We start from the raw sequence: 15,295 nt of genomic DNA, 5'->3' as shown, positions 1-15,295 counted from the left end.
TTTCTAAAGGAAAAGAAGTAAGGGAATGTTGTCTATTGTTTAGTTATCAAGGATGGAGAGAGTAAGTTAATGGTTCTGTCAAAAGGGTCGTTGGCAATGTCTGGTGGCGATGCGCTTAGGGGAAACACCCGTACCCATCCCGAACACGATGGTTAAGCCCTAAGCGGCCGATGGTACTGCATTGGAGACGGTGTGGGAGAGCAGGTGGCTGCCAGACTATAAAAATCTTAGTGAAGACATTCGAAGAATGGCTGAGGTTAGATTTTTAAGTCGTTCACTGAACGAATGTGAAGTGAACACACCTAATATCGTATAATGAAAGTGTTCGGAATATTTGACAGATGGCAGAAGCCGTCGAAAAGATCCGAGGGATTTTCACATAGATACGGGCATGGATGAGCTACAACTCATCGGCGCCAACCCAATCAGCAGGGCAGTGCTGTTTCGATACTACAGAATACTAAGTTCGTAGAAAACCTCACTAAGTATTCTGCATGCGTCGCACGTAAGAGTCTAAAAAACAGACTCTAAGTGCTCACCGCGATGGTTTTACCAGTGATTAGAGATTTGAAATAGAATGAAGTTCTAAAGCGGAGCTTTAGAACAACCTTCACAGTAAGCTCGTGAAGGACCTCGCTAACTGTTCAGGTTTCTAATGACTGATAAAGCATTCAGTCAACATGTACCTTGAAAACCGCATACAAGAAATAAATGAAATGATGAAGATATTAATATCTAATTCAAGACATCCGAGGTAATACTTCGAAGAAAACGAAGAAAAATAATTGACCTATAGCCAACGCCGGCAACGCTATGCCGGTGAGGATGAGCGGGACGATCCCGTTTCCGCGAGTCAGTTGGTCATGCAGAAAAGAGCATATGGTGGATGCCTTGGCACTAAGAGCCGATGAAAGACGTGATAAGCTGCGAAAAGCTTCGGGGAGGAGCACATATCCAACGATCCGGAGATATCTGAATGGGGAAACCCGGCGGAGAAGACCTCCGTCATCCTTACGCCAATCCATAACGTAAGGAAGGGAACCCGGTGAACTGAAACATCTAAGTAGCCGGAGGAAGAGAAAGAAACATCGATTTCCAAAGTAGCGGCGAGCGAAATGGAAAGAGCCCAAACCAGGGTGCATGCATCCTGGGGTTCGGACCGCATAATTGATTCATGAGTTTTAGCAGAACGGTTTTGGGAAAGCCGGCCAGAGAGGGTGAAAGCCCCGTAAGCGAAAAGACGAATGACAAGGCGGGATCCAGAGTACCACGAGACACGTGGAACCTTGTGGGAATGAGCGGGGACCACCCCGTAAGGCTAAATACTCCTTAGTGACCGATAGCGCATAGTACTGTGAAGGAACGGTGAAAAGGACCCCGGGAGGGGAGTGAAAGAGAACCTGAAACCATATGTTTACAAGCTGTGGAACACCTATATATGGTGAACCGCGTACTTTTTGTAGAACGGTCCGGCGAGTTGCGCTGGCCGGCGAGGTTAACTTCTATAAGGAAGGGAGCCGAAGGGAAACCAAGTCTTAAAAGGGCGAGTAAGTCGGTCGGAGCAGACCCGAAACCGGGTGATCTATCCATGTCCAGGATGAAGCTGCCGTAAAAGGCAATGGAGGTCCGAACCCACATCCGTTGAAAAGGGTGGGGATGAGGTGTGGATAGGGGAGAAATTCCAATCGAACCCGGAGATAGCTGGTTCTCCTCGAAATAGCTTTAGGGCTAGCCTCATACAAGTCTAGCGGAGGTAGAGCACTGAATTTCCTAGGGGGCGTCAAAGCTTACCGAAGAATATCAAACTCCGAATGCCGCCGAGATGGTGTATGGGAGTCAGACTGCACGAGATAAGTTGGGCAGTCGAAAGGGAAAGAGCCCAGACCTACAGCTAAGGCCCCAAAATGTGTGTTAAGTGGAAAAGGATGTGGGATTTCAAAGACAACTAGGATGTTGGCTTAGAAGCAGCCATACATTCAAAGAGTGCGTAATAGCTCACTAGTCGAGAGGTCCTGCGCCGAAAATGTCCGGGGCTGAAACACACTGCCGAAGCTTAGGGATCAGAAATGATCGGTAGAGGAGCATTGCATACTGGAGGAAGCAGTACCGATAAGGAGCTGTGGACGGTATGGAAGAGAGAATGCCGGAATGAGTAGCGAGAGGAAGGTGGGAATCCTTCCGGCCGAATATCCAAGGTTTCCAGGGTAAAGCTGATCTGCCCTGGGGAAGTCGGGACCTAAGGCGAGGCCGAGAGGCGTAGTCGATGGACAACAGGTTGAGATTCCTGTACCACAATAAGACAGAACTGTGGGGACACGTGTGGAGAGCATAAGCCGGGAATGAAGAGACCGGTGCAAGCGAGGTAGGAGTTGTAGAGGCAAATCCGTACAATGATCCGAATACGTGATGCGGACCGAAGAAGAGTAGGGAAGTATGTGAGCCATGCGTCGAGAAAAGCCGCTATCGTTCTTATTGTGCCCGTACCGTAAACCGACACAGGTGGATGAGGAGAGAATCCTAAGGCCGACGGGAGAAGCATTGTCAAGGAACTCGGCAAAAAGACTCCGTAACTTCGGGAGAAGGAGTGCCAGGTAAGACTGGCCGCAGAGAATAGGCCCAAGCAACTGTTTAGCAAAAACACAGGTCTGTGCGAAACCGAAAGGTGAAGTATACGGGCTGACGCCTGCCCGGTGCTGGAAGGTTAAGAGGAGAGGTTAGCGAAAGCGAAGCTTAGAATTGAAGCCCCAGTAAACGGCGGCCGTAACTATAACGGTCCTAAGGTAGCGAAATTCCTTGTCGGGTAAGTTCCGACCCGCACGAAAGGCGTAATGATTTGGGCACTGTCTCGACAATGCACCCGGTGAAATTGAAGTACCAGTGAAGATGCTGGTTACCCGCGCCAGGACGGAAAGACCCCATGGAGCTTTACTCCAGCTTGATACTGGGATTCGGTATTGCATGTACAGGATAGGTGGGAGGCAGAGAAGTGGTGACGCCAGTTGCCATGGAGCCGCTGTTGGGATACCACCCTTGCAGTATTGGATTTCTAACCAGAGGCCGTAAGCCGGCCTGGGGACAATGTCAGGTGGGGAGTTTGACTGGGGCGGTCGCCTCCGAAAGGGTATCGGAGGCGCTCAAAGGTTCCCTCAGAATGGACGGAAACCATTCGGAGAGCGCAAAGGCAGAAGGGAGCTTGACTGCGACACCGACGGGTGGGGCAGGTACGAAAGTAGGACTTAGTGATCCGGTGGTATAAAGTGGGATTGCCATCGCTCAACGGATAAAAGCTACCCTGGGGATAACAGGCTTATCACTCCCAAGAGTTCACATCGACGGAGTGGTTTGGCACCTCGATGTCGGCTCATCGCATCCTGGGGCTGAAGTAGGTCCCAAGGGTTGGGCTGTTCGCCCATTAAAGCGGTACGCGAGCTGGGTTCAGAACGTCGTGAGACAGTTCGGTCCCTATCCGGCGTGGGCGTAGGATATTTGAGAGGAGCTGTCCTTAGTACGAGAGGACCGGGATGGACTGGCCGCTGGTGTATCTGTTGACTTATCAAGGTCATGGCAGAGTAGCCAAGCCGGGAGGGGATAAACGCTGAAGGCATCTAAGCGTGAAGCCCCCCTCAAGATGAGATATCCCAACGCAAGTTGTAAGACCCCTTGAAGACGACAAGGTAGATAGGGCGGAGGTGGAAGTGCAGTAATGTATGGAGCTGACCGCAACTAATCGGTCGAGGGCATGACCAAAGCGGAGATAGGTAGAAGAAGGATGAACAGGATTTCTTGTATGCAGTTTTGAAGGTATATGTGAATAGATGTATTTTGGGAGAAACAGCTAACGTGTGTTAGTTGTTTTTTACTATGCAAAAATGTTCCAAAATAAATGGGGAATCCGAAAAGTATACTTTTGGATTCCCTAATATAAATATAATTATTCTTGAACTACCGTAGATAATATCTGTGTAAGAGATTCAAGTGCTAACGGTTCTAATCCGCTTCCGATGTTCTCAGCAGTACAGGAAAGAATACACCCATTATCCAGAGCTGTCCAGATCCGGTATCCCTCGATCCCCTCCAGTGAATAGGTGAAATAAGAGAACTGCTTCTCTCCGGCAGCCTGTGTCTGCACTTCTCCGGCAGCGCCGCCGTCAGAATTCGCACTCAGAAGATATTCTACTTCCTGCTGTGCCGTCGTCATGACAGTATTCTCGTCCTCTGTCATGAGACGCAGATTCAACTGTGTGCTGCTGGTGCCGTCTGCACCTAACCGCTGAAATGCTACCTGATGTTCGGAACTGTATTCGGAATCATCGAAGCCCTCTGGCCTTGTCACAGTTACACTGATACTCTTGTCATCAGTACAGAGAGTAGAAATACCATCTTCATTCGGTGTGTCTGTATCTGCAGAACCATTTGCCGTATCGGTGATATCTTCCGTATCTGTATCATCGGTTACAGAGTCTTCGACCTGATCCGGCACAGCGTTCTTGTCTTCGTTCTTTTTGTCTCCACAGCCTGTAAATACCATGCTTGCGACTGCGATCAGTCCTATTATGATAAGCTTTTTCATATGCACCTCATTCTTTGTTCTAATCCTGTATTACAATATTTTACAATAATTCGAACTTCTTACATTCTATCATGCTTCCGGTTACTTTTCAAGACTATACAAAAACAGATATTCTGCTATAGTAATAATGATAACTAGTGGATCATCATAGAAAGGAATTACCTATGGATTTAAAAGATAAGACTATTCTTCTGGGGGTTAGCGGAGGGATCGCTGCTTATAAGAGCGCTTCTCTTGCGAGTATGTTAGTGAAAAAGGGTGCAGATGTCCGTGTGATCATGACGAAGAATGCCGTCAATTTTATCAATCCGATCACATTTGAAAGTCTGACAGGCCACAAATGTATCATTGACACATTTGATCGTAATTTTGAATTCAAGGTGGAACACGTAGCGCTGGCCCAGAAAGCGGATGTGATCATGGTTGCTCCTGCAACGGCTAATGTCATCGCCAAGCTGGCGCATGGTTTGGCAGACGATATGCTCACTACCACGATCCTTGCAAGCAAGGCGCCTAAGATTATTGCTCCGGCCATGAATACCGGTATGTATGAGAATCCGGTCACACAAGATAATCTGTCTGTTTTGAAGCAATACGGTATGGAAGTGGTAGTTCCTGCGGAGGGTTATCTTGCATGCGGTGATATCGGATCGGGAAAGATGCCGGAACCAGAAGTCCTCTGTGGGCATATATTGCGGCGCTGTGCCTGCAGGAAGGATATGGCAGGGATGAAGGTGCTGGTTACTGCCGGACCGACGCAGGAGGCTATAGATCCTGTACGTTACATCTCCAATCATTCCTCCGGCAAGATGGGCTACAGTGTTGCCAGGGCGTGTATGCTCCGGGGAGCAGAGGTGATTCTGGTTACCGGCAAGACAGCTTTGGCGGCGCCGATGTTTGTAGATGTCGTACCGGTCATTTCTGCGAGGGAGATGTATGATGCGGTCATTTCAAGGAGCAGTGATATGGACATAATCATCAAGGCAGCCGCGGTTGCGGATTATCGACCCCAATATACCGCCTCAGAGAAGATGAAGAAATCAGATTCCGATCTTTCAATCTCGTTGGAACGCACAGATGATATTTTGAAATATCTGGGAGATCATAAGAAAACCGGACAGTTTTTGTGCGGCTTCTCTATGGAGACAGAGAATATGCTAGATAATTCCAAAAAGAAGCTATATAAGAAGAATCTCGATATGATCGTTGCAAATAATTTAAAGATGCAGGGAGCGGGATTTGAGACGGATACGAATATCATTACCATGATTACGAAAAATGATGTGACAGAGCTTCCGATCATGGAGAAAGAAGAAGCCGCTTTTCGTATATTAGATAAGATTCTGTCCATGGGATTCCCTGATCGGCAGTAAAATTGACGGATTTCCCATAAAAAGGGAGGATGCCGGGTCACCGCTATTCGCAGTGCCCGGCATGTATTATGAAAAAGTTTATTCAAAAAATAGTATTTGTCTAATTGATAGGTTTAGTATAAATCAGACCTGTGAAGAAATAATGTTAAAGTAATGAAGGTTTTTTAAAAGATAAATGAACATTCTATGAACGGTATTATTTATGTAAGATTTTGCTGAGAACCGGTTGAAAAAAATCGGAAATGATTTATACTAATGTAATATGTGCAGTGATACTATATTTAGGAGGAAAATAGAATGAAATATATTTCATTTGCAATTCCATGCTTTAATTCGCAGAATTATATGTCCCGGGCTATCGACAGCCTCCTTACAGGCAAAGATGAGGTTGAGATCCTGATCGTAAATGACGGCTCCAGGGATCAGACATCAGAGATTGCCCATGAATATATGGAAAACTATCCCGATATTGTCAGAGTTATTGATAAAGAGAACGGAGGCCACGGTGATGCCGTCAACGCAGGTCTTGGCGCTGCTCAGGGGAAATATTTTAAAGTGGTGGACAGCGATGACTGGGTCGACGAAGAAGCATTGAAGAGGATACTCACGCTCATCAGGAACCTGGAAGAAGACGGGGAACAGATAGATATGCTTGTGTCGAATTTCGTATATGAGAAGACAGGGGCATCTCATAAGAAATGTGTTCACTACCGCAATGCATTGCCGCAGGACGAGATCTTCCGGTGGGATGATATCGGCCATTTCCGGCTGGATCAATATATATTAATGCATTCGGTCATTTACCGGACGGATCTGCTGAAGCTGATACAGATGAAGCTGCCGAAGCATACATTTTATGTGGATAATATTTATGTATATTATCCGCTGCCCCATGTCCGTAAGATATATTATCTGGATATAGATTTTTATCGGTATTTTATCGGCAGAGACGACCAATCGGTGAATGAGAAGAATATGATCGCCAGGGCAGATCAGCAGATCTATGTCACCAAGACGATGATCGATATGTATGAGATGGGAGAGATCTCAAGCAGGAAATTAAGGCTCTATATGGTCAATTATCTGGCGATTATGATGACTGTATCCTCCATTATCCTGATTCGCTCTAAGACAGAGGAGAATATTGAGAAGAAGAGAGAGCTATGGAGATATCTTAAGAAGAGAGACTTTAAGATGTACCTTAAGATCCGTTATGGGATCCTGGGCCAGACAATGAATATTCCCGGCAAGTCCGGCAGGAAGATATCATCTCTTGTATACAGTGTAGCGAGGAGAATTATAGGATTTAATTGACACCGTATCTGCAGAACATGAATAATCTGGTTATTATGTCACATAATAGTAGGTAAGAATGAAGAAGAAGGAGTATGTGACATGGCGATTGATTTTAAAGAGAGTAAGACCAGAGTGAATCTTATGCGTGCATTTGCAGGAGAGAGTCAGGCAAGGAACCGATATACGTTTGCGGCGGATACCGCAAAGAAGCAAGGGTTGTATTCGGTTCAGCAGGTATTTCTGTTCACGGCGGATCAGGAGAGAGCGCATGCAGAGCGTTACTATGATCTGCTCAAGAATCTTTCAGGGACTACCATCGAGATATGCGGAGGATATCCGGTGGATCATTTTGACGGTGTGGTAGAATTGCTGAAGAAGGCGGAACACAATGAGATGGAAGAGGCGGATGATGTTTATCAGGCTTTTGGCAATGAGGCGAAGACAGAGGGCTTCACGGAAGCTGCGGCCGCGTTTTTTCAAATTGCGGAGATCGAGGCGATTCATGCCAGGCGGTTTCGTAAGCTGGCTGAATTATTAGAGCAGAATAAGTTTTTTGAGAGTGATTCCAGCGGAAAATGGATGTGCATGAACTGCGGGCATATTCAGATTGGGAAGCTGGTTCCGGCAGAGTGTCCGGTATGCCGGCATGATCGGGGATATTTTATTCCGGTGGAGATCGCACCGTATCTGGGATTTGATTTTTTGACGAAGTAAAAATAATCAGGTAAAGAAGGAATTGTATGGCGAGCCAGAAGATTGAAAATTTGTTGAACTTAGCGTTGGATGCGACGCCAGGGGAGCGGGAAAAGTCCTTAGAATTGGATGTGGGATACGATTCGGCAGAGAATGAATGGGATCTTATCGTGAAGTATTCGGGAAGCCTTGAGAGGGTGAAGGAACTGGCAGCCAAGGTGGTAGAACTTCAGAATGAATATGCGATCGTTACGATTCGGGAGTCGGAGATTGAGAATCTTGCACAGATTCCGGAAATAGAATATATAGAAAAACCAAAAAGATTATTTTTTCAAGTTGCAAACGGAAGACGGGTATCTTGTATCGATACGGTACAGGATGCCCGTTTCGGATTATATGGACAGGGAGTTCTGACCGCGGTCATCGATTCAGGCATTGAGTACGAGAATGCAGATTTCCGCAATGAAGACGGAACAACGAGAATACGTGCGCTTTGGGATCAGTCGCTGGCCCCAGGAGAGGGTAGAATTCCGCCGGAGGGTTATGTCATGGGTGCAGAGTATACGGCAGAACAGATCAATGAAGCGTTGAATCAATCGACACTTATGGAACGAAGAAGGATTGTACCCAGTGAAGATATTTCCGGTCACGGGACTGCGGTGGCCGGAATCGCCGCCGGGAACGGCAGGAACAGCGGCGGAAGATATGCCGGGGTTGCACCCAGGAGCGAGCTTCTGGTGGTGAAGCTTGGCAATCCAAGGCAAGAGGGATTCCCCCGGACAACGGAGTTAATGCAGGGAATTGATTATGTGATAAGAAAGGCATTGGAACTTCGGATGCCGGTTGCGGTCAATATCAGTTTCGGCAATACTTATGGTTCCCATGACGGAACCTCTCTGTTGGAAAGATTTATTGACGATCTGTCAAATATATGGAAGAGCAGCATCTGTATTGGATCAGGGAATGAAGCGGCAAGCGCGGGTCATACGTCGGGGGTAATGACGCCGGGAAGGGAAGAGATTATTCAATTGGCAGTGCAGGACAGCCAGACGGCTATCAGCATTCAGTTGTGGAAAGAGTATACGGATATCGTGGATATATCGCTGATGACGCCAAGCGGTGTTACGTTGGGGCCGCTTCAGGAGATACTTGGACCGCAGAGGTTCGCGGTTGGAGGGACGGAGATTCTGCTCTATTATGGGGAGCCGAGTCCGTATAGCACGGCTCAGGAGATTTACATCGATATGCTTCCAAGGGAAACATATATTACGGGCGGGGTATGGAGGATCATCCTGACGCCGAGGAAGATTGTTTCGGGAGCGTATGAGCTGTGGCTTCCCAGCGAGAATGTGCTGAATAAGGGAACGGGATTTTTATTTCCCACGGATCACACAACTCTTACGATTCCGTCTACGGCAGGCAGAGTGATCACGGTAGGGGCTTATAATGCATTGACGTTCGTCTATGCGGATTTTTCCGGAAGAGGATATACGAGAGAGACGAATCTGATAAAACCGGATATCGTGGCTCCGGGAGTGGATGTGACCGCGGCGGCGGTTGGAGGGGGTTACGCACAGTTTACGGGAACTTCCTTTGCGACTCCGTTTGTCACGGGCGGAGCGGCGCTGTTGATGGAATGGGGAATCGTGAGGGGGAATGACCCATACTTGTTTGGGGAGAAGGTGAAGGCGTATTTTAGGCGCGGGGCGAGGCCGCTGCCGGGATTTACGGAGTATCCGAATCCCCAGGTGGGGTATGGGGCGCTGTGTGTGAGGGATAGTATACCAGTATGAGTTTAGGAAATACATCGAATAATAAGTAACCAGCCCAATGACCAGCCTGATTTGCCATCTGCTGCGTTGTCGTCAATCAACGTAGCCACCGCTACGCCTCATTCCTCCGCCTTGTATATGAAAAATCATTCTGCGTCGTTTGGCTAGTACATCATTGCATTAATTCTTGAGTAATAAGCACTTGCTATCCATGCCATCTGCACACTTACGAACCTAGATGTAGCCCGCTACACCGTCGGTTCGTAGACGCACAGCTGACACGAATATCAAGCACTATTACTTCAAGATTAATGCGATGAGGTACTAGAAACTTTGAACAAGCAGCGAATGAATGTGGATTTACTATGATTGATGGGTTCTCTTTTACTTTCCCAACCTGTCAGATATTACAGGCAGGAAATAAAACCGATAAACTAAAAATGAAGATATTTTACAAGACGCAGGAAAAAATAAGAGGTAAAATGGCTTTTGAGGAGGCGATTCATATGAAGAAAGAAACAAGAACAGTGGTATATGATGATGAATTAAGGCTTGAAGCATACTGCTTTGAGGGAATTGTGCAGCCATTTCCGAGCCATTTCCATGAGCATTATGTTATAGGATTTGTGGAGAAGGGGGAGCGAGTGCTTTCTTGCAGGGACAGGGAATATGCCATAGAGAAAGGAAGTATCGTGCTTTTCAATCCGGGAGACAGCCATGCCTGCGTACAGAGTGACGGAGGGACATTTGATTACCGGGGCATCAACATTTCAAAAGAGATTATGCTTAATCTGGCGGAGGAAGTCACCGGGAAGAAAGTGCTTCCCGGTGGGAAACGGGAACTTCCGGGATTCTCGGAAAATGTTGTTTATGATGAGGAAGCAGCCTGCCACCTGCGGCCGCTCCATGAGATGGTCATGAAAGGGACAGGGGAGTTTAAGAAGGAGGAAACCCTGCTGTTCCTGCTTTCGTATCTTATCCAGAATTACGGGCAGCCCTTTGAAAGCTGCATTCAGGAGTGCAGGCAGGAGATTGAAAGAGCCTGTGAATACATGAGGGAGCATTTCACGGAGCGTATCTATTTAGACCAGATATGCCGCCGCGCAGGGCTTAGCAAATCAACGCTGCTGCGGGCATTTACGAAAGAGAAGGGGGTCACGCCATACCGATACCTTGAGACAATCCGTATCAATGAAGCAAAAAAACTGCTGTCAGAAGGGATTCCCCCTGTGGAGGCAGCAATCAGGACAGGGTTTTCAGACCAGAGCCATTTTACGAATTATTTCAACCAGTTCATAGGGCTTGCACCGGGAACTTACCGTGAAATATTCTCGGAAAAAGACGAGGATGGTGGACAGCATGGGAAATAGCAGATCAGCCGGGCATTTGGCGGCACTGTTCACGATCATCATATGGGGAACAACATTCATATCCACCAAAGTCCTGCTTACGGATTTTAAGCCCGTGGAAATCCTGTTCTTCCGCTTTGTCATGGGCTTTGCGGCATTGTTTCTGGTTTGCCCGCATCGGTTGAAAGCTGTGAGCCGCAGGCAGGAGGCGACATTCGTACTGGCAGGGCTGTGTGGGATATGTTTGTATTACCTGCTGGAGAATATCGCCCTTACATATACAATGGCTTCCAATGTGGGAGTTATCATATCGGTTGCTCCATTTTTCACAGCGATACTGTCGCGGCTATTCCTGAAATCGGAAGGGAAACTGCGGGCAAATTTTTTCACTGGTTTTGTGGTGGCAACGGCAGGTGTTGCGCTGATCAGTTTTAACGGCTCTAAACTGGAACTGAACCCTGTGGGCGACCTGCTGGCAGTTCTGGCGGCTTTTGTATGGGCGTGTTATTCCATACTAACAAGAAAGATCAGCAGCTTTGGCTATCCGGTTATCCTTGCCACACGAAGGACATTTTTTTACGGCATCCTTTTTATGGTTCCGGCATTATTCCTTTTCGATTTCAGAATCGGGGTGGAACGGTTTGCTGATATGACGCATCTGCTCAATATCCTGTATCTGGGATTTGGGGCGTCCGCACTCTGTTTCGTTACATGGAATCTTGCGGTAAAGACGCTTGGGGCGGTTAAGACCAGTGTCTATATTTATATGGTTCCCGTCATAACAGTGGTGACATCTGTTTTGGCACTGAAAGAGCCAGTGACATGGATATCTGCCGTCGGAACTGTTATGGCGGTTGCGGGACTTTTCCTGTCTGAATACAGCGGAAGGGAGAGCCGGAAAATGAATGAGCCTAGAACTGCCGGAACAATATGGGCGGGCAGGCTTTCAGAAAGCCTATCTTTACCGTTGCTATCAAAAGGAGGAGAAATTTTCCAAAGATCAGGAGGATTGAGAATGGATTTACAGAATGAGAAATGTGTCATGGTGATTGACGAGAACCTGCCTTCTGGCATAATTGCAAACACGGCGGCTATTATGGGCATTACGCTTGGGAAGCAGATGCCGGAAGTTGTAGGTGTAGATGTGTATGATAAGACAGGTAACGGACATTTGGGGATTATTGGATTTCCGGTGCCAATCTTAAAAGGTAATGTGGATGTGATCAAAGCCATCCGCAAAAAACTGTATGAGCCAGAGTTTTCTGAACTAACAGTGGTTGATTTCTCTGATTTGGCTCAGGGATGCAAGACCTATGATGAATTTATAGAAAAAATGAAGGATGTTTCAGAAGCGGAACTGAATTATTTTGGGATCGCCATCTGCGGTGCAAAAAAGAAGGTCAACAAATTGACAGGGAGCATGGCATTATTGAGATAATGATATAATCAGCATGCTTTCAAATAACTGAAAATTTCGTTGCATGAAAAGCCGGAGGATGAATATCGGAGAAGGTTAGTATGATAGAATTCACCGTTGACTTGAAGCGCACTTCATAGTTTATGATAGCAGAGAGAGGTAGATTTATATGTATTCAGCAAAAGAGGCAGCAGAAATAACAGGCTTATCAACAGCAACGCTAAGGTATTACGAAAAGGAGCAGTTATTGCCGCAGATTGCCAGAAACGATCAAAAGTATAGACAATATGCAGAAGAGGACATTGAGTGGATTAAAATGATACAGTGTATGCGTAGGGCAATATACCAATTCAGTCCATTAAGGAATATGTCGCATTACTGGTACAAGGTGGAGAAACCCTTGAACAGCGTTATGCTATGGTACAAAACCACTTGAAGGATATTAAAAACCAAATGACCAATTTACAGAATGCATTTATTTTAACACAGAAAAAATTATCTTTTTATGAAAAGCTTTTAAAGGATTCTTCTTATAAAAATATGTCATATGGCGAAGAATGGAAGTTATTTAATCATGGTGAAGACTAAGGAGGAAAAGAATATGCCTTACATTACAGTTGAAAGTGGAGCTTTATCAGATAACCAAAAGGAGGAATTGATAAAGCGATTGACGGAAGTATCTTCCGAGATTATGAAAACACCGCAGGAGTTTTTTGTTACGACAATTAAGGAAGTGCCGGACAAAAATTTTGGTATTGGCGGCAAAACGATTGACAAAGTAAAAGCGGAGTATATGCAGACATATAAGTGATTTTTTAGGGTAGGAAAGGGGTGACAGCGGGCAACCGTCAAGGCTGAAATGAGTGGGTTTGCACCCGGCCTTGACCGCAGCCCGTCTTTGCTATTTTTCATCTGCTTACGATTAAAAGAATAACTCCTATAATGGAGAAAGTTTTCATTGACGGAATATGAAGCAGGCTAAATAGGAATGCCCTGACATTCTTACTATACTATAAACCTCATTGTGTAAAGATCCTACATTGCCAGTATGTAGTATGTCGATACTTTAAATTCCTTTGCCACACCTATGAGAATATCACTGCTGACCGTTCTCGTTTCGCCGCTGACAATGCGGCTCAACTGGGAAGCGGAAACGCCTATCTTCTCCGCAAGTTCTTTTTATATGAGGTGGTTCCCGTTGCATAAATCGGAAATCCGCTGTCCGGGTGTTTGGGGATTGCATTTGTATTCATAATACGGTATGCTTTTATAACACGGGGATAACATATCAGAATACTGGAAGAAGAGAGGAAGAGTTATGAGAGAGGATTCATTTGTTTTAAAGGGGAATATTTGTTATGCCAAGACAAAGGATCAGTTGTCTGTTACAGATCAGGGATATCTGGTCTGCTGTCAGGGAGTTTCTAAGGGGGTGTATCCGGTGCTGCCCGAAGAATATCGGAATCTGCCGGTGACAGATTATCAGGATATGCTGATAGTCCCCGGAATGACAGATTTGCATATCCATGCACCCCAGTATCCCTTTCGGGGGCTGGGAATGGATCTGGAGCTTTTGGAGTGGCTTGATACCCATACATTCCCCGAAGAGAGCAGGTACAAGGATCTGGATTATGCCGAAAAGGCCTATGAGATCTTTGCAGAAGATCTTAAGCAGAGCGCGACTACGAGGGCGGTGGTATTCGGAACGGTGCACGTTCCGGCTACCGAACTTCTGATGGAGAAGCTGGAAGATACAGGACTGATTACTTATGTGGGCAAGGTCAATATGGATCAGAACAGTACGGATGATCTGAGGGAGACAGATGCGGTGACTTCTCTGGATGTAACGGCTGCATGGATTGAGGAGACAAAAGAAAAGTATCAGAATACCCGGCCGATCCTTACACCGCGGTTTGCACCGACCTGCAGCGGTCCTTTGATGGAGGGATTAGGGAAGCTGCAGCGGGAATACGGGCTTCCGGTTCAGTCCCATCTGTCGGAGAATCTGTCGGAGATCGAATGGGTGAAGGAATTATTCCCCTGGTCCTCATGCTATGGAGATGTCTATGAGCACTACGGTCTGTTCGGGGGACAGGCGAAGACGGTCATGGCCCACTGTGTACATTCTTCGGACACGGAGATGGAGCTTATGAAGAAAAAGGGTGTGTATGTGGCGCATTGTCCGCAGTCGAACATCAACCTGTCTTCAGGAATCGCACCGATCCGCAGATACCTGGAAGAAGGGATTCCGGTAGGACTTGGAACCGATATGGCGGGCGGCGCGAATTTATCTATGTTTCGTTGTATGGTCGATGCTGTCGGTGTCTCTAAGCTGTATTGGAGGCTTGCGGATCAGGGGAAGAAATCGCTTGCGATGGAAGAAGTATTCTATCTGGCTACGAAGGGAGGAGGTTCTTTCTTTGGGAAAGCCGGAAGCTTTGAAGAGGGATATGAACTGGATGCACTGGTGCTTGACGATAATGGGATCCGCGGTACAAGGACGCTTGGAACGAAAGAGAGGTTGGAGCGCTGTATTTATCTGGCAGAGGAAGGCAAGAGACTGGCGGGCAAATATGCAGCAGGAAGGAAAGTGATATAGAATAATTTTGGCTTTTACCGGAATGGTTTCGTGTTTTAAGAGAGAAGGTGATTGGCATCGGTTTTACCTAAGCCAGTAGGAACAGACTTTCTGCTTATAATCTTAGTTCCAGTAGTTATATATTTGATAGTTGATATAATCAAGAACGAAAACAGAGAGAAAAAGTAAAAATTCCTGTTTGTGGGACAAAGGGGGACATCCTGTCATTATTGTTGTAACATTGGCG

At 46.6% G+C, this 15,295-nt stretch carries 10 protein-coding genes, 3 rRNA genes and 2 pseudogenes (1 of these 15 running past the window's edge); 13 read left to right on the top strand and 2 right to left on the bottom strand.

The features are described 5' to 3' along the window. The 3 genes from VSQ62_RS21635 to VSQ62_RS21625 all read left to right on the top strand — a co-directional run. A 16S ribosomal RNA gene (locus VSQ62_RS21635) occupies nt 1-3 on the top strand (it extends 1,528 nt beyond the left edge of the window). 96 nt (nt 4-99) lie between these two features. Next, a 5S ribosomal RNA gene (gene rrf, locus VSQ62_RS21630) occupies nt 100-217 on the top strand. A gap of 642 nt (nt 218-859) precedes the next feature. Continuing rightward, nucleotides 860-3,747, top strand: a 23S ribosomal RNA gene (locus VSQ62_RS21625). The 16S, 23S and 5S rRNA genes sit together here, the layout of an rRNA operon. 184 nt (nt 3,748-3,931) lie before the next feature. Here the strand turns inward: VSQ62_RS21625 and VSQ62_RS21620 are convergent. Next, the gene (locus VSQ62_RS21620) at nt 3,932-4,570 is read right to left on the bottom strand and encodes a hypothetical protein (protein WP_334636852.1); all 639 of its coding nucleotides are present in this window, start codon (nt 4,568-4,570) and stop codon (nt 3,932-3,934) included. Between the two features lie 164 nt (nt 4,571-4,734). Between VSQ62_RS21620 and coaBC the strand changes: the two genes are divergently transcribed. From coaBC to dmpI, 9 genes and pseudogenes are all read left to right on the top strand, one after another. Beyond that, complete coding sequence (coaBC, locus tag VSQ62_RS21615) at nt 4,735-5,943, top strand: bifunctional phosphopantothenoylcysteine decarboxylase/phosphopantothenate--cysteine ligase CoaBC (RefSeq protein ID WP_334636850.1); 1,209 nt, start codon at nt 4,735-4,737, stop codon at nt 5,941-5,943. A gap of 297 nt (nt 5,944-6,240) precedes the next feature. After that, nucleotides 6,241-7,257, top strand: a complete 1,017-nt coding sequence (locus tag VSQ62_RS21610; protein WP_334636849.1) for a glycosyltransferase family 2 protein — start codon at nt 6,241-6,243, stop codon at nt 7,255-7,257. Between the two features lie 81 nt (nt 7,258-7,338). Next, nucleotides 7,339-7,953: a rubrerythrin gene (gene rbr / locus VSQ62_RS21605; RefSeq protein WP_334636848.1), complete on the top strand. Its 615-nt coding sequence runs from the start codon at nt 7,339-7,341 to the stop codon at nt 7,951-7,953. A gap of 26 nt (nt 7,954-7,979) precedes the next feature. Beyond that, on the top strand, nt 7,980-9,725 hold the full coding sequence (locus VSQ62_RS21600) for a S8 family peptidase (protein ID WP_334636847.1): 1,746 nt from the start codon (nt 7,980-7,982) through the stop codon (nt 9,723-9,725). A gap of 485 nt (nt 9,726-10,210) precedes the next feature. Continuing rightward, nucleotides 10,211-11,074, top strand: coding sequence for a helix-turn-helix domain-containing protein (locus VSQ62_RS21595; protein ID WP_334636846.1), 864 nt, complete (start codon nt 10,211-10,213; stop codon nt 11,072-11,074). Continuing rightward, a pseudogene (locus tag VSQ62_RS21590) lies at nt 11,064-11,930 on the top strand (DMT family transporter); the annotation flags it as partial. The gene VSQ62_RS21595 and the pseudogene VSQ62_RS21590, both read left to right, overlap by 11 nt. Nucleotides 11,931-12,068: 138 nt before the next feature. Beyond that, on the top strand, nt 12,069-12,491 hold the full coding sequence (locus VSQ62_RS21585; protein WP_334637745.1) for a DUF2000 domain-containing protein: 423 nt from the start codon (nt 12,069-12,071) through the stop codon (nt 12,489-12,491). Between the two features lie 148 nt (nt 12,492-12,639). Next, entirely contained in the window at nt 12,640-12,906 is a 267-nt protein-coding gene (locus VSQ62_RS21580; protein WP_334636845.1) for a MerR family transcriptional regulator, read from the top strand. 165 nt (nt 12,907-13,071) lie between these two features. Then, nucleotides 13,072-13,281 carry a 4-oxalocrotonate tautomerase DmpI gene (gene dmpI, locus VSQ62_RS21575; RefSeq protein ID WP_334636843.1) on the top strand — a complete coding sequence of 70 codons (210 nt, stop codon included), beginning with the start codon at nt 13,072-13,074 and terminating at the stop codon, nt 13,279-13,281. Between the two features lie 224 nt (nt 13,282-13,505). Here dmpI and VSQ62_RS32710 read toward each other — a convergent pair. Then, nucleotides 13,506-13,637, bottom strand: a pseudogene (locus VSQ62_RS32710) (helix-turn-helix domain-containing protein); the annotation flags it as partial. A gap of 151 nt (nt 13,638-13,788) precedes the next feature. Between VSQ62_RS32710 and VSQ62_RS21565 the strand changes: the two are divergent. Then, nucleotides 13,789-15,069 (top strand): amidohydrolase family protein, encoded by a 1,281-nt coding sequence (locus tag VSQ62_RS21565; RefSeq protein ID WP_334636842.1) that lies wholly within the window; start codon nt 13,789-13,791, stop codon nt 15,067-15,069. The last annotated feature ends 226 nt before the right edge of the window (nt 15,070-15,295 follow it).

The organism is Sporofaciens sp. JLR.KK001 (assembly GCF_036941055.1).
In the GTDB taxonomy this organism is placed as follows: Bacteria; Bacillota; Clostridia; order Lachnospirales; family Lachnospiraceae; genus Sporofaciens.
The sequence above is the reverse complement of the archived record's forward strand: the minus strand, read 5'-3'. Positions and strand labels throughout refer to the sequence as shown.